This window comes from Cellulomonas chengniuliangii, assembly GCF_024508335.1.
Classification (GTDB): domain Bacteria; phylum Actinomycetota; class Actinomycetes; order Actinomycetales; family Cellulomonadaceae; genus Cellulomonas_A; species Cellulomonas_A chengniuliangii.
In genome coordinates this window covers 732,057-751,185 of record NZ_CP101988.1, presented here as the reverse complement: position 1 = coordinate 751,185, position 19,129 = coordinate 732,057, and the positions used below count along the sequence as shown (strand labels likewise).

Annotated in this window: 22 protein-coding genes; 12 read left to right on the top strand and 10 right to left on the bottom strand. The window is 72.8% G+C overall.

The window, feature by feature from the left end; all coding sequences use genetic code 11:
- The first annotated feature begins 53 nt into the window (after positions 1-53).
- Entirely contained in the window at positions 54-626 is a 573-nt protein-coding gene (locus tag NP064_RS03620) for a TetR/AcrR family transcriptional regulator (RefSeq protein ID WP_227567873.1), read from the top strand.
- A gap of 10 nt (positions 627-636) precedes the next feature.
- On the opposite strand, the gene NP064_RS03615 is transcribed toward NP064_RS03620, so the two are convergent.
- The gene (locus tag NP064_RS03615; protein ID WP_227567874.1) at positions 637-1,524 is read right to left on the bottom strand and encodes an alpha/beta fold hydrolase; all 888 of its coding nucleotides are present in this window, start codon (positions 1,522-1,524) and stop codon (positions 637-639) included.
- 98 nt (positions 1,525-1,622) lie between these two features.
- Between NP064_RS03615 and NP064_RS03610 the strand changes: the two genes are divergently transcribed.
- On the top strand, positions 1,623-2,096 hold the full coding sequence (locus NP064_RS03610) for a MarR family winged helix-turn-helix transcriptional regulator (RefSeq protein ID WP_227567875.1): 474 nt from the start codon (positions 1,623-1,625) through the stop codon (positions 2,094-2,096).
- Here the strand turns inward: NP064_RS03610 and NP064_RS03605 are convergent.
- Positions 2,093-3,343, bottom strand: coding sequence for an acyltransferase family protein (locus NP064_RS03605; RefSeq protein WP_227567876.1), 1,251 nt, complete (start codon positions 3,341-3,343; stop codon positions 2,093-2,095). The genes NP064_RS03610 and NP064_RS03605 overlap by 4 nt on opposite strands.
- Before the next feature lie 206 nt (positions 3,344-3,549).
- Between NP064_RS03605 and NP064_RS03600 the strand changes: the two genes are divergently transcribed.
- The 5 genes from NP064_RS03600 to NP064_RS03580 all read left to right on the top strand — a co-directional run bounded on the left by NP064_RS03600 (position 3,550) and on the right by NP064_RS03580 (position 6,163).
- Positions 3,550-4,011 (top strand): hypothetical protein, encoded by a 462-nt coding sequence (locus NP064_RS03600; protein ID WP_227567877.1) that lies wholly within the window; start codon positions 3,550-3,552, stop codon positions 4,009-4,011.
- Between the two features lie 61 nt (positions 4,012-4,072).
- Positions 4,073-4,639, top strand: coding sequence for a dihydrofolate reductase family protein (locus tag NP064_RS03595; protein ID WP_227567878.1), 567 nt, complete (start codon positions 4,073-4,075; stop codon positions 4,637-4,639).
- A gap of 119 nt (positions 4,640-4,758) precedes the next feature.
- Positions 4,759-4,953 carry a hypothetical protein gene (locus tag NP064_RS03590; protein ID WP_227567879.1) on the top strand — a complete coding sequence of 65 codons (195 nt, stop codon included), beginning with the start codon at positions 4,759-4,761 and terminating at the stop codon, positions 4,951-4,953.
- Between the two features lie 51 nt (positions 4,954-5,004).
- Positions 5,005-5,874, top strand: a complete 870-nt coding sequence (locus tag NP064_RS03585) for an alpha/beta fold hydrolase (RefSeq protein WP_227567880.1) — start codon at positions 5,005-5,007, stop codon at positions 5,872-5,874.
- A gap of 25 nt (positions 5,875-5,899) precedes the next feature.
- Positions 5,900-6,163, top strand: coding sequence for a hypothetical protein (locus NP064_RS03580; RefSeq protein WP_227567881.1), 264 nt, complete (start codon positions 5,900-5,902; stop codon positions 6,161-6,163).
- A gap of 32 nt (positions 6,164-6,195) precedes the next feature.
- On the opposite strand, the gene NP064_RS03575 is transcribed toward NP064_RS03580, so the two are convergent.
- The 8 genes from NP064_RS03575 to NP064_RS03540 form a co-directional block, all read right to left on the bottom strand.
- On the bottom strand, positions 6,196-6,753 hold the full coding sequence (locus tag NP064_RS03575) for an isochorismatase family protein (RefSeq protein WP_227567882.1): 558 nt from the start codon (positions 6,751-6,753) through the stop codon (positions 6,196-6,198).
- 69 nt (positions 6,754-6,822) lie between these two features.
- Positions 6,823-7,533: an ABC transporter ATP-binding protein gene (locus tag NP064_RS03570; RefSeq protein ID WP_227567883.1), complete on the bottom strand. Its 711-nt coding sequence runs from the start codon at positions 7,531-7,533 to the stop codon at positions 6,823-6,825.
- 76 nt (positions 7,534-7,609) lie between these two features.
- Complete coding sequence (locus NP064_RS03565; protein WP_308015912.1) at positions 7,610-9,121, bottom strand: ABC transporter permease; 1,512 nt, start codon at positions 9,119-9,121, stop codon at positions 7,610-7,612.
- A gap of 210 nt (positions 9,122-9,331) precedes the next feature.
- Complete coding sequence (locus NP064_RS03560) at positions 9,332-10,594, bottom strand: serine hydrolase domain-containing protein (protein WP_227567884.1); 1,263 nt, start codon at positions 10,592-10,594, stop codon at positions 9,332-9,334.
- A gap of 95 nt (positions 10,595-10,689) precedes the next feature.
- A complete protein-coding gene (locus NP064_RS03555; RefSeq protein WP_227567885.1) occupies positions 10,690-11,937 on the bottom strand; it encodes a serine hydrolase domain-containing protein in 1,248 nt (415 codons plus the stop codon).
- Positions 11,938-12,110: 173 nt separating this feature from the next.
- On the bottom strand, positions 12,111-12,773 hold the full coding sequence (locus NP064_RS03550; protein ID WP_227567886.1) for a methionine ABC transporter permease: 663 nt from the start codon (positions 12,771-12,773) through the stop codon (positions 12,111-12,113).
- The gene (locus tag NP064_RS03545; RefSeq protein ID WP_227567887.1) at positions 12,770-13,801 is read right to left on the bottom strand and encodes a methionine ABC transporter ATP-binding protein; all 1,032 of its coding nucleotides are present in this window, start codon (positions 13,799-13,801) and stop codon (positions 12,770-12,772) included. The genes NP064_RS03550 and NP064_RS03545 overlap by 4 nt, the downstream gene beginning before the upstream one ends.
- Before the next feature lie 115 nt (positions 13,802-13,916).
- Positions 13,917-14,807, bottom strand: coding sequence for a MetQ/NlpA family ABC transporter substrate-binding protein (locus NP064_RS03540; RefSeq protein ID WP_227567888.1), 891 nt, complete (start codon positions 14,805-14,807; stop codon positions 13,917-13,919).
- A gap of 498 nt (positions 14,808-15,305) precedes the next feature.
- On the opposite strand from NP064_RS03540, the gene NP064_RS03535 reads away from it, so the two are divergent.
- The 5 genes from NP064_RS03535 to NP064_RS03515 are packed head-to-tail and all read left to right on the top strand — an operon-like array spanning position 15,306 to position 19,093.
- Positions 15,306-16,436 carry an ABC transporter permease gene (locus tag NP064_RS03535; protein WP_227567889.1) on the top strand — a complete coding sequence of 377 codons (1,131 nt, stop codon included), beginning with the start codon at positions 15,306-15,308 and terminating at the stop codon, positions 16,434-16,436.
- On the top strand, positions 16,433-17,164 hold the full coding sequence (locus NP064_RS03530; RefSeq protein WP_227567890.1) for an ABC transporter ATP-binding protein: 732 nt from the start codon (positions 16,433-16,435) through the stop codon (positions 17,162-17,164). Before NP064_RS03535 ends, NP064_RS03530 begins: the two co-directional genes overlap by 4 nt.
- Positions 17,165-17,191: 27 nt before the next feature.
- Positions 17,192-17,782: a TetR/AcrR family transcriptional regulator gene (locus NP064_RS03525; protein ID WP_227567891.1), complete on the top strand. Its 591-nt coding sequence runs from the start codon at positions 17,192-17,194 to the stop codon at positions 17,780-17,782.
- 46 nt (positions 17,783-17,828) lie between these two features.
- Positions 17,829-18,290, top strand: a complete 462-nt coding sequence (locus NP064_RS03520) for an OsmC family protein (RefSeq protein ID WP_227567892.1) — start codon at positions 17,829-17,831, stop codon at positions 18,288-18,290.
- Complete coding sequence (locus NP064_RS03515) at positions 18,287-19,093, top strand: hypothetical protein (RefSeq protein ID WP_227567893.1); 807 nt, start codon at positions 18,287-18,289, stop codon at positions 19,091-19,093. Before NP064_RS03520 ends, NP064_RS03515 begins: the two co-directional genes overlap by 4 nt.
- Positions 19,094-19,129 lie beyond the last annotated feature (36 nt).

Genomic DNA, 19,129 nt, shown 5'->3' with positions numbered 1-19,129 from the left:
ATCCGCTCGACCGTAGCACGAAAGCGGATGCTTCATCCGGTACCGTGGATGCCATGACGACGCCCCGCCCCCGCAAGGACGCCGTCCGCAACTGGCAGCGCATCGTCGAGGTCGGCCGCGAGCACGTGGACGCGGGTCGCCCCCTCCAGCTCAACGAGATCGCGCGGGTCGCCTCGGTGGGCGTCGCCACCGTGTACCGGCACTTTCCCAGCAGCGAGGCGCTCATGGAGGCCCTCGCGCAGCCCGGGCTCGCCGAGCTGATCGACCTCGGCGAGCACGCCCTGAACGGCCGCGAGCCGGCAGGCGCGCTCGAGGAGTTCCTGGTCGGCGCGCTGCAGGCCCAGGCGGCAGATCCAGCCCTCGCCCATGTCTTCGCCGCCTCGCAGCACGAGCAGGCAGCCACCCGTGGGGACATGGAGCGCCTGCGGGCCCTACTCGGAGACCTGCTCGACCGGGCGCATGCGATCGGCGAGGTCGATCCTGACGTCACCGTGGCCGACCTGGTGCCGCTCGTGTGCGGGATCGTGCACGCGGCAGCCCTCCGCACGGGCGACAAGGCCGGCCGGGCCGCCGCCGTCCGCCGCTACCTGGGCGTGGCGCTTCGAGGCCTGCGACCCACCGCCTGAGCGCGCCCGGTCACGCCCCGTCGACCCTGTCGAGGAACGGCAGCATCGCGTCGGCGAGCGCCTGCGGAGCCTCGAGCGCGACGTAGTGGCCGACGCCCTCGAGCAGCACGGACGTGACGTCACCCGTCGACACCTGCTGGACCGTCCCCTCGGTGAACGGCCCGCCGAACCCGCCGACCGCAAGGATCGGGAGGCCCAGCGGCTGGGCGGCGGCCAGAGCCCGCACCTCCTCGCCCTCCGCGAGCATCGACCGATACAGGCCTGCGGCGCCGTTCCAGCCACCCGGGCGGGCATAGCCGCGGGCGAGCTCGGCGATGTCGTCATCCGTCACGGCGCCGGCGACGGCCGTCATAGACGGGAACGCCCACTCCCCCAGCAGCGCGCGCTCGCGCCCCGCGAAGAGCAGGTCGGGGATGCCGGGCGCCGCGAGGGCGCCGATGTGCCAGGACCCGCCGTGCGTGACGTCCGCGAACCCCTCGAGCCCGAAGCCGGCCAGGCCCATCTCGATCGTGGTGAGGCTGGCGACGTCGGCGGGGTGGGCGGTGGCGAGGCGGAAGGCCGTGCCGCCGCTGATGTCCTGGGCTGCGAGGTGCACGGGGCCGACGTCGAGGTGGCGGATGAGGTGGTGCAGGTCCTCCGCCGCGGTGGCGCTGTCGTGGCCCTCCGCAGCGACGGCGGAGTCGCCGAAGCCGCGCAGGTCGACGGCGAACACCCGGTGGCTCGCGGCGAGGAACGGGATGAGCCGGTGGAACGCCCACCACGACTCGGGGAAGCCGTGGACCAGCAGGACGGGCGAGCTCTGCTCCCCCGCCGCGACGTAGTGCAGCGTGGTCCCGTTCACGTCGACGGTGTGGTGGACGACGTCCGCGAGGACGCTCCCCGATGCGGTGCCGGTCATGGTGTCACTCCTCGATCGACCGCTGCCACTTAGACAACGTGGTTGTCCAACCGTAGACAACCTGGTTGTCTACGTCAACGGCCCCGTACCCTGACGTCGTGTCCCGATCAGGTGCCAACCTCGCGCTGCTGCTCCTGGGCGCCTACCGCCGGCTCGTGGACGACGCGGTCGCCGAGCTGGCCGCCCGGGGATATCCCGATGTGCGGCCGTCGCACGACTTCGCGATGCGGGCGATCCTCGCGGGCGCCGACAACGCCTCCGAGCTCGGCCGCCGCCTGTCCGTCTCCAAGCAGGCCGCGGCCAAGACCATCGCGACGCTGCTCGAACGCGGCTACATCGCCCGCGAGACCGACCCGCACGACGCCCGGCGCAAGCGCATCGAGGTCACGCCGCTGGGACTCCAGGTCATGAGCGTGGGCGAGTCGATCTTCGACGACCTGCGGCGCGGCTGGGCCGATCAGATCGGCAGTCGCGAGCTCGTTGCGCTGGAGGCACGGCTCACGGAGCTCGTCGGGGACGCGCGCGTCCGGTCAGAGGAGCCCGGATGGGTGGCCGGCGGCGGCGGCGACTAGCGTCGGCGAGCCCCTGGGGCCGTCGACGTCGCGACCGCCGCGGCCCACGGCAGCACACCCCTGTCGATGGACGGCACGCCGGGCGACGGCCGCGGCGGCTGCGACGGCTGCGACGGCTGCGACGGCTGCGACGGCTGCGACGGCTGCGACGGGCCCAGCCTCGCCTCGAGCCACCGGCGCATCGGCTGCTGGACAGGTCGCTCCGCGACGACATGCACGAGCACCGCGACCAGCAGGCAGACCCCCACAGCCAGCAGCAGCGTCAGGTACGGGGCGAGGCGCGAGGACAGCACCTCGATCGACGCCCACCCGATGTACTCGTGCGTCAGGTACAGCGGATAGGTGAGCAGCCCGGCGCGGGTCAGGGCGCGCGAGTCCACCCGGGCCACGCGTGGGATGAGCGTCGCCCCGGCGACGAGCCCGACGCAGGCCGCCACACCGAGCGCCATCAGCGTCGGCGATGTCGCCGGGCCGGAAGCCACCCGGTCGATCGCGCCCGCCGTCCGTGCGGCGGAGGTCCACGCCGATGCGGCGACGTCGACGGCGAGCACCAGCCACGCGAGACGGCTCGGCCCATGGCGGTGCATCAGGTGGACCACCATCCCGGCACAGAACAGCGGGAGCCACTCGATCAGCGTGAACGTGCGGATCAGGTCGGGGAAGAGCAGCGTCGCTGGCACGGTCGCGACTGGCACGAGCGCCGCGAAGCCCAGCACGCGCGACGCGGTGATACCGATGCGCATGAACACACCGATCAGCAGGTAGAACTGCAGCTCGACCCAGAGCGTCCAGTACACGCCGTCGACGCGGGGGACCCCGAACAAGTCCTGCAGCATCGTCAGGTTCACCAGCACCTCGGACGGCGAGCGCGCCTCGAAGCCCGGCCACAGGTACCGCAGCGTCGCGGTCACGAGCACCGCCGCCCAGAAGGCCGGGTACAGGCGGCTCAGGCGAGAGGCGGCGAACGAGCCGACCGGGCGCCCCCAGGCCGACGCGAGGATGACGAAACCGCTGATCACGAAGAACAGGTGGACGCCGAGATAGCCGTAGCGCGTGACCTGCGACAGGTCGGGGAACACCTCCGCAGGGAGGCTCCCCTGCCACCGGTGGTGGTCGCGGGCGGTGAAGTGGAAGAGCACCACAGCGGCCGCCGCGACGAGCCTGAGCAGGTCCAGGACCCGCAGTCGCGGAGCCGATTTCGGCGCGCGGCGAGGCGGCGACGCGGGGGGCGCGAGGGCAAGAGACACAGAGGGACTTCTATCCGCGCCCTGGGGGGCCCGCATCCGGAGTGCGGCATATGCACCCAAATGCGGGGCTGAATCGGCGTGGACGGACGTCCAGCACGGCGCCACGCCGCGCCCGCGTCATGAGGATTCCACGACCTGCGGCGAGACCCCCCGCTCGTCACCACAGCCCACCTAGGTTGGTGGCTCATTCGACGGAGGGGAGCGACGTGCCGCCCGAGACCGTGCGCACCACTGCAAGGCTCAGCAACGCCTGGCGCACCGGGCTCCAGTGGCTGTTCACGGGGACGCTCGCCATGGTGTGGCTGCCAGCGGCGCTGACCCAGACGTGGATTGAGGGAGGGGCTGTCACCGCGTTCCTCGCGCTGGTGTTCCTGCCCATCGCCCGGATGCGCGTGGACGTGCAGGCCGGGCGCGACGGCATCCGCGCACGCTGGGCCCCGTGGGTGCGGCTGCGGCTCGCCGCGGAGGACATCGCCGACGTCCGGCCCGTCGACCCGCGCGGCGGCATCCAGGACGGCATGGGGCTGCGGCGCCTGGGCGAGCGCAGCTGGGGGCTCCTCGTCGGGGGCCCCGCGGTGCAGGTGGAGCTGCGCGACGGTCGCCGCTGGGTGCTGTCCACCCCGCTGCCCGACGACATCGTCGCCGCCGTCACGGCCGCCACCCGCTGATGCTGTTGCCCGCGTCGACGCGACGCTGCACGCTGTAGCTCTCGTCCGGATGGAGGGCACCATGGGCAAGCTGATCTACGCGGCCAACCTCTCGCTCGACGGATTCCTGGAGGACGAGACTGGCTCGTTCGACTGGTCCGTGCCTGACCAGGACATGCACGCCTTCTGGAACGAGCACGAGCGGAACATCGGCACATCGCTCTACGGGCGGCGCATGTACGAGACGATGCGCGTCTGGGAGACCGACGACTGGTTGACGGACGAGCCCCCGGTGATCCGCGAGTACGCGGACATCTGGCGTGACGCCGACAAGATCGTCTATTCCACGTCGCTCGACGACGTCTCGACGGCGCGCACGACGCTCGAGCGGACGTTCGAGCCCGAGGCGGTGCGACAGCTCAAGGAGGCCTCCGGCTCGGACCTGAGCATCGGAGGCGCCGCGATCGCGGCAGAGGCATTCCGGCACGGCCTGGTCGACGAGTGCGTGCTGCTGCTCCTGCCGGTCGTCGTGGGCGGCGGCAAGCCAGGACTGCCCCGAGGATCACGACTCGACCTCGACCTGCTGGACCACCGACGGTTCGACAACGGCGCGATCTACGTGCGCTACGCGGTCCGGAACCGCGCCTGACCCCTGCGGCGCCGGCTGGCTCGGGCCCGCGGATGGTCGTCGCAGTCGTCGAATAGACGCGGCCGCGCCATCGTTGAGCAAGGTGACAGCGCTCACGCGTCACCCGCCGGGAGGCACCGATGTCCACAGCACCCTCGCCCACGACGCTCGACGCGGCGGATCCCCGCGAGGACATCGAGGTCGGCGTCCTGCTGGCGAACGGGCGCCTCGCCGGCCGTTCGTTCTGCGACCACGCCGAGGCCGAGGCGTGGGCCCGCGCCGACCAGGGCGAGCAGGTTGTCGAGTTCAACCACGTCTGCGAGTGCGACATGTGACGGCCCCGCCCTCCCCTGTTCGTGACGGATCAGCCCCGGTAGCGTCCGAGGATGCAGACCGACGACGAAGCGACTGCGGCAACGAGCCACACCCTCGACGTGGAGGGGGCGGTGCTGCACTACGACGTGCGGGGCGCCGGCGCCGGTCCGGCGCTGTTCATCATCGGGTCGCCCATGGACGCACAGTGGTTCGGGCCTCTCGCGAGCCGGTTCTCTGATCGCACCGTGATCACCTACGACCCGCGGGGCGCGGCCCGCAGCACCCGCAGCGACCCGGCGCCGGAGTCCACCCCCGAGCAGCACGGGGAGGACCTGCACCTGGTGATCGAGGCGGTCGGCGCGGGTCCCGTCGACCTGTTCGCCAGCAGCGGCGGGGCCGTCAACGCCCTCGCCCTGCTGACGGCCCACCCGGAGGACGTGGTGACCGTGGTGGCGCACGAGCCGCCACTGACCGGAGTCCTGCCAGACCGACAGGCGGCCCGAGCAGCCGTCGACGCCATCCGGTCCTCCTATGCCGCGGAGGGTTTCGGCCCGGCGATGGCCCGGTTCATCGCGCTGACCGCGTGGGAGGGAGAGCTCCCGGACGAGCCCGGCCCCGCGCCCGACCCGCAGGCCTTCGGACTGCCCGTCGAGGACGACGGCCACCGCGAGGACGTGCTGCTCAGCCAGAACCTCGTGACCTGCACCTCGTACGAGCCCGACCTGGACGCCCTGCGCGCCGCGCCGGCCCAGCTCGTCATCGGGGTGGGGGCCGGGTCCGAGGGCCAGCTGGCGCACCGCGCCGGTCGGGCGATCGCCGCCCTCCTCGGCGTTGAGCCGGTGGTCTTCCCCGGTGGGCACGCGGCGTTCCTCGACGCCAGCATGGAGGGCGACCCGGACGCGTTCGCCACCGCTCTCCGCGCCGTCCTCAGCGGCTCCTGATGCGGAGCCGCGGCGAGGGGCCGAGATGCTGATCGGGCTCCTGGGCATCGCCCTCGGATGCGCTATCGGGCTGTTGACCTGGAAGGCCCCCGTGCCACGAGGCGCCCACGACGTGGTGCTGTCGGCGGTGCTCCTCGCCGGGATCGCCGTCGCCTGGGTCGCGGACGGTGACGTCGCCCAGGGCGGGGCAGGCGTCGGGGCTGGCGTCGCGCTGGCGCTGCTGGTGAGGGCCGTGACCCGGCTGACCCGTGGCGATGCGGGGCCGGTCCCCGGGCCTGACAGTCGCTGATCAGGGACGGTCAGGCCCGGGGGTGTTCTCTGTCAGGCGCCGCGGAGCCGGACCTCCGCCGCGAGGTCGACGGCGGCGGTGCGACCGGGGGCGGTCTGGTGGCCCCAGTACAGGTTGGTGTGAGCGATCACCTGCTCCGGCGGCGGGGCGCCCCACACGGACTTGTCGCTGCTGGTGTGGGCGTCCCCCACGAGCGTCACGTCGTAGCCGCGGGTGAAGGCTCCGTGGATCGTCGAGCGGATGCACACGTCGGACTCCGCACCTGCGACCACGAGCCGGCCGACGCGGGCAGCGCCGAGCACGTCCTCGAGGTCAGTGCCCTCGAACGAGTCGCCGTGGCTCTTGTGGACCAGAGCCTCCGCGGCATCCGGCGTCAATTCGGGGACGTACTGCCACTCCGCGCTCCCCCGCTGGAGGCCGGCGTCCGCGTGCTGCACCCAGACCACCGGGACCTGCTCGGAGCGGGCCCTGTCGACCAGCGCGGCGATGCGCGCGACGACGGGGTCGCGATCGAACGCCTCGCCCACGACGCCCTCTTGCACGTCGATCACGAGCAGGGCGGTGTGGGGACGGTCAGACAGCATGGCCATGGGGCCCTCCGGGAGTTGGTGTGCTCATCGGCGATCCACTCACGCTAGGACGGGCCACCGACGCGCGCCTCACCGGGCGGTCGCTGCCGGCTCGCGCGGGGCCCGGCCGTCCGTCTTGTCGGTGACGACCCCGTCGGAGATCCACAGCCGCCGCGGCGCCCGGCGCGCCACCCACGAGTCGTGGGTGACGATGACGATCGTCAGGCCCTGGTCCTGCCAGAGGCGTTCGATCATCGCCATGATCTCGTCGCGGGTGCGCTCGTCGAGGTTGCCGGTCGGCTCGTCGGCCAAGAGGACCCGCGGGTTCTTGGCCAGTGCCCGCGCGATGGCGACGCGCTGCTGTTGGCCGCCGGACAGCTCGTCGGGCATGTGGGCGGCACGCTCGGCCAGGCCCACATCGGCGAGCGCCTGAGCGGCGCGCTCGGCCCGCTCGGCGGCGCCGAGACCGAGCGGGACCAGGCCCGTCTCGACGTTCTGCTGCGCGGTCAAGGTGGGGATGAGGTTGAAGCCCTGGAACACGAAGCCCACGGTGCGGGCCCGCACGTCGGCGCCCGCCGCCTCGCTGAGACCGGCGAGCTCGAGGCCGTCGAGCGTCACGGAGCCGGAGGTGGGCCGGTCCATCGCGCCGAGCAGCTGCAGGAGGGTGGACTTGCCGCCGCCTGTCGGGCCCTGGATCGCGACGAGCTCCCCCTCCGCGATGGACAGGCTCACCCCTCGCAGGGCGTCGACGGTGCGGTTCTTCTGGGTGTAGCGCTTGGTGACGTCGCGCAGCTCGTACATCGGGGAGCCTTCCGGAGCAGGAACAGACGGGCGGACGGGTGCGGGGTCGGTCGACACGGGTTCGGTCGACACAGGTTCAGGCGACACTGCGCAGCGCCTCCGCCGGTCGCAGCCGGGCCGCACGCCAGCCGCCCAGGCCTCCAGCCAGCAGCCCGCCCAGCACCGCGAGCGCCACGGCGAGCAGCGCCGCGGTCCCGGTGACGGGCGCCTGCAGGGTGACGGCCACCGCGGAGGCGGCCTGGCCCATGGGACCGCCGCCGATCCCGCCGCCGCCCATCGGGCCGCCGCCGTCTCCGCCGGGGCCGCCGGGCATGCCGCCACCGCCGCCGAGGCTCGCGGACAGCTCGGGCGCGATGAGGTTGATGGCCAGGACCGCGCCGAGGCCCACGACGAGGCCGACGAGCCCGCCGAGCAGGCCCTGGGCCACGGACTCGCCCATCACCTGGCCGACGACCCGGCGGCTGCGCCAGCCCAGGGCCTTGAGAGTGCCGAACTCGCGCACCCGGCGCCCGACTCCCGAGAGGGTGAACAGGATGGCCAGTGCGAAGGCCGCGACGAGCACCACGATCGCGAGCCACGTGCCGAGGGTCCCGGCGAGGTCGGAGGCGCTGGACAGCGAGCCGGAGACGCTGCTGGCCAGATCCGCTGCGGTGGCGACGGTCGCGTCGGGCAGCGCGGTCTCGATGGCGGACTGCACCTCGCTGATGACGTCGGCGGAGTCGGCCTGCACGTAGAGGGTGCTGACCTGTCCGGCCTGGTCGGCGAGGGTCTGGGCCGTGTCGAGCGGGATGTACACGTTGGCGGCGGTGGTCGCGGAGGACGAGCTCGAGGACACGATGCCGACGACGGTGAAGTCCGTGCCGCCGAGCGTGACGGTCCCGTCGAGGGCGACGTCGTTGGCCGTGGCGTAGGCGGAGTCGACCAGGGCGACCTGGGCGCCGGAGTCGGCGGCGTCGAGCGCGCGGCCCTCGTCGAGGGTGGCCGAGGTGAGCGGGCCGACGGCGTCGTTCACCAGGTCGATGCCCTCGACGCTGATGCTGTCGATGCTGAACGAGCCGCCGCCAGGCTGGCCGCCCTCCCCAGTGCCACCCTCGGGCCGCGAGCCCGGCTCGGGCATGGAGCCCATGTCCGGCACCTCGCCGGAGAAGCTCGTGCTGCTCAGGCTCAGCGACCCTGCCACGGAGGCCACGCCGTCGATCCCGGCGACCTGGTCCACCGCGGCGGCGTCCATCGTCGAGGAGCCGCGGGCGACCTCGAGCCTGTCTTGGGCGAACGTCGCGCCCCCGGAGCCGTTGTCGGCCCCCTGATCGAAGTCGAACTGCTGGGGGCCGCCCCCGCCCTCGGCGCCCGGCATCTGCGGCCGGTTCGTCACGGTGATGTCGGTGCCGACGCCGTAGATCGAGGCGAGGACCTCGTCCTGGGCCTTGCCGATCCCCGCCGTCACGCTGGTGACGGTGATGACCAGGGCGATCGCCAGGCCGAGCCCGAGGGCCACGAGCCAGGTCTGCTTGCGGCGTTGCGCCAGCTCGCGGCGCAGGTAGGTGAGGAACATCGACGCTCCCGTCAGGTTGCTTGGGTCACCGCTCACGCGGTGAGCCCACCGTCTGGCAGCGCCCTGGGGTGATCCCCAGCGCAGCCTGTGAGCCGCCTGTTGGATCGCTCGACCCGGGCGGCGAGCCCGGCGGCATGGGTCTGGCCCGGCCACCGGGGGGCGGTGGCCGGGCCAGACGGCGGGCCGGTCGGCGATCGACCGGAGCGTCACCTCACGGGCACGACGTCGCGCCCATGAGCGGGAGTGCTATGAGCAGAGCGCGGTGTCCATCGCCTCCAGCACGTGCTGGGCGGCGGCGGTCGCTGACGCCTCGTCGCCGCGCAGGGCCTGCGGCAGCGCCGTGACGGCGACCGATGCGGCGCGCCCGTCCTCGATGGCGGCGCTGCGGGTCCCGTACCCCTGGATCGAGCCACCGTGCCCCCACGCCTCCCCGCCGCAGCTCAGCGGGAACTTCATCAGACCGAGCCCGTACTCGACCCCGGGGATGAAGGCGCCCTCGGGCAGCGCCAGGGTCGTCGTCATCGCCTCGAGCTCGGCCGGCGGCAGCAGCTTGCCGTCGAGCAGCGCGGTGTAGAACCGGTTGACGTCGCTAGGCGTCGCGACGATCTCCCCCGCGGCCCAGCCCAGCGACGAGTCGATGTCGGTGATGTCGGCCAGGTCGCCGCTGAACATCACCTCCGCGTCATACCCGCGGGGGTGCTCGCCGCGGATCTCGATCTCCCCGCGATTGGGCACGTACGTCTCGGTGAGCCCGAGCGGCTCGATGATCCGCTGCGTGATGGCCTCCTCGAGCGGCCGGTGCGTGACCTTCTCGATGAGCAGCCCTGCGAGCACGTAGTTCGTGTTGCTGTACCCCCAGGTCTCGCCGGCCGGGAACTGGCGCGGCTGGGCCAGGGCGAGGTCGAGCAGGTCGCGCGCCGACAGGTACCAGGTCCGGGCCTCGAAGGCGCCGCCCAGACGGTTCGTGTACTCGGGCAGCCCGCTGGTGTGGTTGAGCAGCTGCCGCACGGTGATGCCGTGCCCGTCGAAGTCCGCCCCCCGCACCAGGCCCGGCAGGTACGTCTCGATCGGCTCGTCCAGGTCGACGGCGCCCTCGGCGACGAGCTGCAGCACCACCACCGCGGTGTACGACTTGCTGGTCGAGGCGATGCGCACCTGCCCGTCGACGGGGACCGGCCCGCCCGTCTCCAGGTCCCCCACCCCCGCGACGAGGTTCCGCTCGCGACCGCGGGCGTCGGTGACGGCGGCGAGCGCGGCGGGGAACCCGTCCTCGCCGACCAGCCGGTCGAGGGCCTGCTGCGCGCGGTCGACGCGCGGCTTGCCGTGCCCCGGGCCGCCGTGGCCGGGCCCTCCCCCGGCGACGGCCACGCCGGGGGACGCGAGCAGCGCCCCCGCGGCGAGCGCGCCCACGACCGCGAGCGCACGACCCTTCGGGACACGGCGCGGACCGCGCTGCATGGAGACCGGCGAGTTCGGCTGGTGCGATGGGCGAGAGTGCTGGCGGGACATGGTTCCTCCTCGGTAGGCGCCGGGTGGGGCGGGTCACGCGTGCGGGTGGCTCGGGGTTGCTCGGGCGGGCTCGCTCGAGCGGTCGCGCGTCTGGCTCAGGAGCACAGGACCGTGTCGACGAGCGCGGGGATCCCCTGCGCGAGCGAGCTCTGCGCCTCCGGGCCGAGCACGAAGTGCAGGGCCGTGGTGGCCACCGTCAGGGCACGGTCGCCGCTCTCGGAGACGCCTCCCTCGACCTGGTAGCCAGGGCTGGCCCCGCCGTGGCCCCACGCGAGACCGCCGCAGCTCAGGTCGGTGGACATCAGGCCCAGGCCGTAGCGCATGCTCTCGGGCGCCCCGGTCATCGGGACGGTGGTCTTCATCTGCTCGAGCTCGGCAGGCTGCAGCACCGCTCCGCCGAGCAGCGCCTGGAAGAAGGTGTTGAGGTCACTCGGCGTGGAGACGACGTCACCGGCCGCCCACCCGGTGGACGAGTCGATGTCGGTGTGCTCGAACAGCTCGGAGCCGATCGGCTCGGCGTGGTACCCCTTCGGGTGCTCGCCGCGCAGAGGGCGCTCACCCCGGCCAGGCACGTAGGTGTCCGTGAGGCCCAGCGGCTCGATGATCCGCTCGGTGATGGCCTCGGCCAGCGGGCGGCCCGTGGCCTTCTGCACGATCAGGCCGGCGAGGACGAAGTTCGTGTTGCTGTACGCCCACTCGCCCTCGGGCGCCGCGGGCCGGGCCAGCCCCAGGGCGACCAGCTCGTGGGGCTCGACGTACCAGTCCTTGAGCGCCGTCAGGGTGGGCACAGGCTGCCCGTCGGCGTCGACGCCCAGGAACGGCGCGCCGTCCGTGTAGTTGCCCAGGCCGCTGGTGTGCTGGAGCAGGTCCCGGACGGTGATGTCGTTGCCGTCCACGGGCCCGCGCACCACCCCGGGCAGGTAGGTCTCGACCGGCGCGTCGAGGTCGATCGCGCCCTCGCCGACGAGCTGCAGCACCACCGCGGCGACGAACGTCTTGCTGTTGCTGCCGATGCGCACCTGCCCGTCGACGGGCACCGGGGCGCCGGTGGCCAGGTCGCCCACGCCGGCGACGAGGTTGCGCTCGCGGCCCTTGCGGTCGGTGACCGCCGCGAGCGCGGCGGGGGCCCCGTCCTCCTCGACGAACCGGTCGATCGCCTGCTGGACGACGTCGGCGCGGGGCTTCCCGCCGTGACCGTGCCGGCGGTCCTGGTCACCGGCGAACGCGGCGGCGGGGACCGCCACGGCGGCGCCGGCGGCGAACGCGCATGCCATCACGAGCGCCGACATGCGTGTGGGAGGGCGGTGGTGGGCGGTGCGCTTGGTGCGGGGCTGCTCGGACATGAGACCTCCTGGATAACCGTGCCGGACGGGTCGTTTCGCTCCCGTTCAGCATGGTTCGCGAGGCCTGTGCGCCACTATGACGCCGCCTGCCCGGTCCGGTGTGGGGCCTGCCCCACCCCCGCCTTACCGCAGGCACTACCTTCCCAGGCGGTGCGCGGCGAGGCGCCCGCTGGTCACCGCCGCAGCACGCGCCGCGCCAAGGTGTTCCCGAGCCACTGCGCGAGCTGCACGATGCCGACGATCACCACGACCGTGACGAGCGTGACCTGCCAGTTGAAGCGCTGGTAGCCGTACACGATCGCGAAGTCGCCGAGCCCACCGCCGCCGATGGCGCCCACCATCGCCGACATGTCCACGATCCCCACGAACAGGAACGTGTAGCCCAGGATCAGTGGGCCCAAGGCCTCGGGCACCAGCACGGTGGCCACGATCCGCAGCCGCGAGGCGCCCATCGCCCGCGCGGCCTCGATCACCCCGGGGTCCAGCGCCACCAGGTTCTGCTCGACGATCCGCGAGGTGGCGAACGTGGCCATCAAGGCCATCGGGAAGATCGCCGCCTCGGTGCCGATCGTGGTGCCGACCACCGCAAGGGTGAGCGGGGCGATCGCGGTGATGAAGATGATGAACGGGATGGGCCGCACGATGTTGACCAGCAAGTTGAGCACCGCGAAGGCGGGCCCGCTGGAGAACAGGTTGCCCTTGCGGGTCGTGTACAGCGCGAGCCCCAGGACGAGCCCTGCGAACCCGCCGACCAGCAGGGTCACAGACACCATGAACAGCGTCTCGCCCAACGACTCCCACAGGATGGGCAGCAGGACGCTCCAGTCGCGGTTCATCGTGCCTCCGTCAGCTCGACCACGTCGGTGGTGCGGCGCAGCGAGGCCAGCAGTCGGTCGATCGCGGAGTCGTCACCGACCAGTTCCAAGGTGAGGCTGCCGAAGGGGCGCTCGTCGATCTCGGAGATGCCGCCGTAGATGATCGACCCGTCGACGCCGTGCTCGCGCAGCTCGCGCGTCAGCAGCGTGCCCGAGCCGCCGTCGTCCCGGACCCCGACGGTGACGATGCGCCCGCGGTGCCGGTGCCGCAGCCGTGCGAGCACCTCCGCGTCGGGCCGGTCGTGCAACGCGGTGGCCACGAAGCGGCGGGTGGCGTCCGCCTGCGGCTCGGAGAACACCGAGTAGACGTCGCCCACCTCGACCACGCGGCCGCGCTCCATCACGGCGACCCGGTCGCAGGTGCTGCGCACCACGTCCATCTCATGCGTGATGACCACGACGGTGACGCCCTGCTCGCGGTTGACCCGCCGCAGCAGCGCCAGCACGTCCCGGCTCGTCTCGGGGTCCAGCGCGCTGGTCGCCTCGTCGGCGAGCAGCACCGCAGGCGAGGCCGCGAGCGCCCTGGCTATGCCGACGCGCTGCTTCTGCCCGCCGGAGAGCTGCGAGGGGAACTGCCGCGCCTTGTCGCTCAGCCCGACGAACTCGAGGAGCTCGGCGACCCGGGCCGCACGGCGCTCCTTGGACCAGCCGGCCACGCGCAGCGGGTAGCCGACGTTCCCGGCGACGGTGCGCGAGGCGAGCAGGTTGAAGTGCTGGAAGATCATGCCGATCCCGGCGCGGACCTTGCGGAGCTCGCCCTCCCCCAGGGCGCTGACCTCATGCCCGTCGACGACGACCCGCCCGGAGGTGACGGGCTCGAGGGCGTTGATGAGCCGCACGAGGGTGCTCTTGCCGGCGCCCGAGTAGCCGATCACCCCGAAGACCTCGCCGCGCCGGATCTCGAGGCTGACGTCCTCGACGGCGCGCACGGCCGTGCCGCCACTGCCGAACACCTTCGTCGCGTGCTCGAACGTGATCATCGCGCTCATGCTCTGGTCCTCCTGGGGGGGTCGGGGGGCGAGGCCGCCCGGCAGGGGCGGGGACCCCTGCCGGGCTGCTCGTGCCGTGCGACGCCGTCGGGGTCGGCGCCGCAGGGCTGGGGGGTCAGCCCTGGGCGGCGACGGCCTTCTGGATGTCGGCCAGGTAGCCCTGCAGCTCGGCGCCGCTCTGGTGCGCGAACACCGCGGTGCCGCCCGAGTTCTCGAGCAAGCCCTCCTGCACTGCGGGCGTCTGGTAGACCTCGACGAGCTTGAGGTACGTGGCGTTGTCCTTGTCCTCGGCCCGGGCGACCCAGATGTTGATGTACGGGCGGGCGCCGGGGCTGTCGGCCTGGTCCTGGTAGAGGGCGTCGGTGGACGCGAGCCCGGCGTCCTTGAGGAAGTCGTTGTTGATGATCGAGCCCGCGACGCTGTTCAGCGCCACCGCGGTCTGCGTCGCGTCCACCGGCGTGACGGTGACCGTGGACTCCGCCTCGATGATGTCGGCCGGGATCGCCACCGAGGTGCCGCCGTCCTTGAGCTTCAGCAGCCCGGCGTCCTGCAGCACCAGCAGCGCCCGCGCCTGGTTGGTGGGGTCGTTGGGGATGGCGATCTCGCTGCCCGCGGGGATCTCGTCGACCGACGTGAACTTCTTGGAGTACAGCCCCAGCGGGTAGACGGCGGTGGCGCCGATGGGCGTCAGGTCCTCGTCGGTCCCGACGTTGTACTGGGCCAGGTACTGCAGGTGCTGGAACTGGTTGAGGTCGAGCTGGCCCTGCGAGAGCGCCGGGTTGGGCTGGGTGTAGTCGGTGAAGTTGACCAGCTCGACCTCGATGCCCTCCTCGGCGGCGGCGTCGGTGAAGACCTTCCAGTAGTCGTCGCTGGCGCCGACGACGCCGATCCGGACGACCTCGGAGGCGTCTCCGGCGTCACTGGCCGCGTCGCTCGTGCCGGCGCATGCCGCGAGCAGGGCGACCGCCGATGCTGCGGCAAGGGTGCGGGCGAGGGTGCGGAGCATGGAGGTGTTCCTTCCGGTGGGTGCAGCCCACGGCGCCCACCCCGAGGGGTGCGACGAGCTGGGGTGCGGATTCGGTGCGGGCCCTCGGGCGCAGGCCACGGGCCTGGCGGAGTGAGGGTGCGGCGCGCCCCCTGGGGGGCGGCGGAGGCCTAGCGGTCGATCGCTGGGCTCAGCGGCACGCGACGAGGAGCTGACAACACATCATCACGACGTGGCGCTTGGCCAGTCGCGACGCGTGCGTTCCTCGTGGGGTGCTCATGGCCACAGATTGTGCTCCACCCACAGCCATGGTGCCCAACTGATGGGCACGCCGTCTCACTGCGTGGGACATCTGGGGGCTTTGCGTAGTTCGCGCCGTGTCGCGACCGACCCGCCGACAGTGAGGCCGGGTCAATCGAGGCGCCCTCGACACCGCAGGCCGACTTCCCGACACCGTGTTGCTATGATTCCGACAAGGCGTCGGCAAGCCGTCCGGCGCATCCCGACGAGAGGTCCGAGATGTTCCTCGCACTCCGCGAGCTCCGCTTCGCGCGATCGCGCTTCAGCCTGATGGGAGGTGTGGTCGCACTCATCGCCGTGCTCATGGTCATGCTCTCCGGGCTCTCCTCCGGCCTGGTGAACGACGGCGTCTCCGGGCTCAAGGCCCAGCCCGTCGACGCCTTCGCCTTCGCCGAGGGCACCAAGACCGACTCCGCCTTCTCCCGGAGCGTGGTCGACCTCGCCCAGGTGGACGCCTGGGCCGACCGCCCCGACGTGGCGGCCGCCGAGCCGTTCGGCTCGATGCTCATCAACGCGCACAGCTCGACCGACCTCCCCGTGGACCTCGCGCTGTTCGGCGTCGTGCCCGGCTCGTTCCTCGAGCCCGACGCAGCCGAGGGCCAGGGCCTGGGCGACCCGCACGGCATCGTGGTCAGCGAGACCGCCCTGGGCGAAGGGCTCGAGATCGGCGACACCGTCACCGTCGACCGGGTGGGCACAGAGCTGACCATCATCGGCAGCACCGGCAACCAGCACACCTTCGGCCACGTCGACGTCGCCTACCTGCCGCTCACCACCTGGCAGGAGATCCACTCCGGCTCGGCGGCCGGCGAGGAGGTCCGCCCGGACGCGTACACCGAGGCCAGCGCCATCGCGCTGCAGGCCGCCGATGGCCAGAGCATCGACCTCGCGGCCGGTGACAAGGCAGTCGGCACCGCGAGCATGACGCTCACCGATTCCTTCGGCGCCTCCCCCGGCTACACGGCCGAGACCTCGACGCTGATGCTCATCCAGGTGTTCCTGTACGCGATCTCGGCGCTCGTCGTCGGCGCGTTCTTCACCGTCTGGACGATCCAGCGGCGCCACGAGATCGCCGTGCTGCGCGCCATGGGCGGATCCACCGGCTACCTGATGCGCGACGGCCTGGCGCAGGCGTTCATCGTGCTGCTCGTCTCGACGGTCGCCGGGGTGGCCGTCGGGCTGGGCATGGGAGCACTGCTGACCGGCACCTCGATGCCGTTCGCACTGGAGGCGCCGGCCATCGGGCTCGCCTTCGTCCTGCTCATCGGCCTGGGTCTGATCGGGGCCGCGTTCGCGATCGCCCGCATCGCCAAGGTCGACCCGCTCAAGGCACTCGGAGGACAGCGATGACCAGCACCGACACCCGATCCGCTGGCTCCACCGGCCCCTCGGACACGCAGCGCGGCCTCGTGCTGGCCGACGTGACCCTGACCGTCGGGGACGGGGACAGCACCATCACCGCCCTCGACCACGTGTCCATGACCGTCAGCCCGGGCGAGCTCGTGGCCGTGGTGGGCCCGTCCGGCTCCGGCAAGTCGAGCCTGCTCGCCGTGGCGGGCGCGCTCACCACGCCGGACTCCGGCACGGTGCTCATCGACGGCCAGGACCTGGGCGCGATGAAGGACCGCGAGCGCACCCGGTTCCGCCTCGAGCACATCGGCTTCGTGTTCCAGTCGGGCAACCTGGTGCCCGCGCTCACCGCGGAGGACCAGCTCCGCCTCGCGCTGCACATGCGCGGCGGCAAGCCGGCACGCGACCCCCGCGAGCTGCTCGACGAGGTCGGCCTGTCCAGCAAGCTGGGCCGGCGCCCGCACGAGCTGTCGGGCGGCGAGCGCCAGCGCATCGGCATCGCCCGAGCGCTGGTGTGCGGCCCGTCGCTGCTGCTGGTGGACGAGCCGACGTCAGCCCTCGACCGCGCGCGCAGCCAGGAGATCGTCGAGCTGCTCGCCCGCGAGACACGCCAGTCCGGTGTCGCGACTGTGATGGTCACGCACGACCATGACATCCTGCTCCACTGCGACCGCGTGCTCGAGATGATCGACGGCACGCTGTCGGCGGGATCCCGTCCGAGCGCCTGAGCCGGACGACTGCGAGGAGGAGGGCCCGTGCCGAAGATCCAGGCTGCGACGGTGGCAGAGCACCGCGCGGCCCAGCACCGGGCCCTCCTCGACGCCGCCCACGCACTGCTCGTCGAGCGGCCCGACGCGCCGCCGACCCTCGCGGCGGTGGGAGCCCGGGCCGGGCTCGCCCGGTCGAGCGTGTACCAGTACTTCGCCTCGCGCGACGACCTGATGGCCGCGCTGGTCACCGAGGTCTTCCCGCGGTGGTCCACCACAGTGCAGCAGGCCATGGACGAGGCTGACGACCCGGCGGAGCAGGTCCTCGCCTACCTGCGCTCCAACCTGGAGCTGGTGGCCTCGGGCGAGCACGCCGTCGCGCGGGCGCTGACCGAGATCGCCCCGGGCGACGCCCTGGCCCGCGGCAGCCGGGAGATGCACGACGCGCTGCTGCTGCCCCTGGTCGGGGCCCTCACCGAGCTCGGCCTGCCGGATCCGCAGACCACCGCCGAGTTGGTCAACGGCGTGGTGCTCACCGCCAGCCGTTTGATCGAGACCGGGCACGAGCCGGCAGACGCCCGCATCCGCGCCGAGGAGATGCTCGAGCCGTTCGTGCGGGACTGGCAGCGCCGCTCCTGACCTGCGCTCGCGCGCCGGGCAGTGCCGTGCGTGGCAGGATCGCGGGATGACCACCGAGCAGGTTCCGCACACCACCCCGGCGCCCGCCGCGCCGCAGGCCGACCTCTGGGTCGAGCGCACCGGCCGACGCACCTACACCGGGCGCAGCTCCCGCGGCGCCGAGGTCTTGATCGGCCCCGTCGAGGCGGGGGCGGTGTTCACCCCTGGCGAGCTGCTGAAGATCGCCCTCGCGGGGTGCACCGGCATGAGCGCCGACAGCGCCCTCGCCCACCGGCTCGGCGAGGACGTCGCCGTGACCGTCGAGGTCGAGGGCCCCAGCGACCCCGACGAGGACCGCTACCCCGCGCTGACCGAGCGCCTGGTGGTCGACCTCTCCAGCCTCGACGCCGTGCAGCGGGAGCGCCTGCTGACCGTCGTGCACCGCGCCGTCGACGGCCACTGCACCGTGGGCCGCACCCTCGTGCACGGCGCGACGGTCGAGCTCACGGTCGAGGGCGGCGGCCGATGACCCCGTCCCTCGAACGGCGGGAGCCATCCGGCGCGGGCTCTGGCGTAGGGCCCGCCGAGCAGGTCGACGCACCGCACCTGCGCCGGACGCCGTTGCTCGACGCCGCGCTCGACAAGGCAGTGACCATCCCCTCGGCGACCATCCACGCGCACGTGCAGAGCCTGCGCCGGCGCAACCCGCACGCCTCCCCGCAGCAGATCATCTGGCTGCTGGAGCGCGAGTACATGCGCGTGGTGCAGGGCACCGGGGCTGCTGTGGGAGTGGCCGCCGCGGCGCCGGCGATCGGCACGGGCGTGGCGATGGCGCTGACCGCGAGCGATGTGGGGACGTTCTTCGCGACGTCGGCGGCGTTCTCGCTCGCGGTGGCGAGCGTGCACGGCATCGAGGTGCAGGACGCGGAGCGCCGCCGGGCGCTGCTGCTGGCCACCGTGCTGGGCGAGAGTGGCGCGAAGGCCGTCGCCGACTCCGCGCACATCGGCTCGGCGCACTTCGCGCGCACGCTGCTCACCCGGATGCCGACGTCGACCATCCGCCGGGTCAACTCGACGCTGACTCGGCGGCTGATCCGGACCCAGGCGGCCCGGCAGAGCGGCCTGGCCTTCGGGCGGCTGCTCCCCTTCGGGATCGGCGCGGCCGTGGGGATCGCGGGCGCCAGGGCGCTTGGCAAGCCCGTGGTGCAGGGCGCGCGGATCGCCTTCGGCCCGGCCCCGGAGCGCTTCCCGCAGGTCATCGAAGGTGTGGGCGGCGTCGTGTGGCCCCACCAGATCACGCCGGAGGGCGAGGCCGGCCCCGACCCTCGGTGAGGCCGGGCGGCCTCGCCCGTCCGGCGGCCGAACACG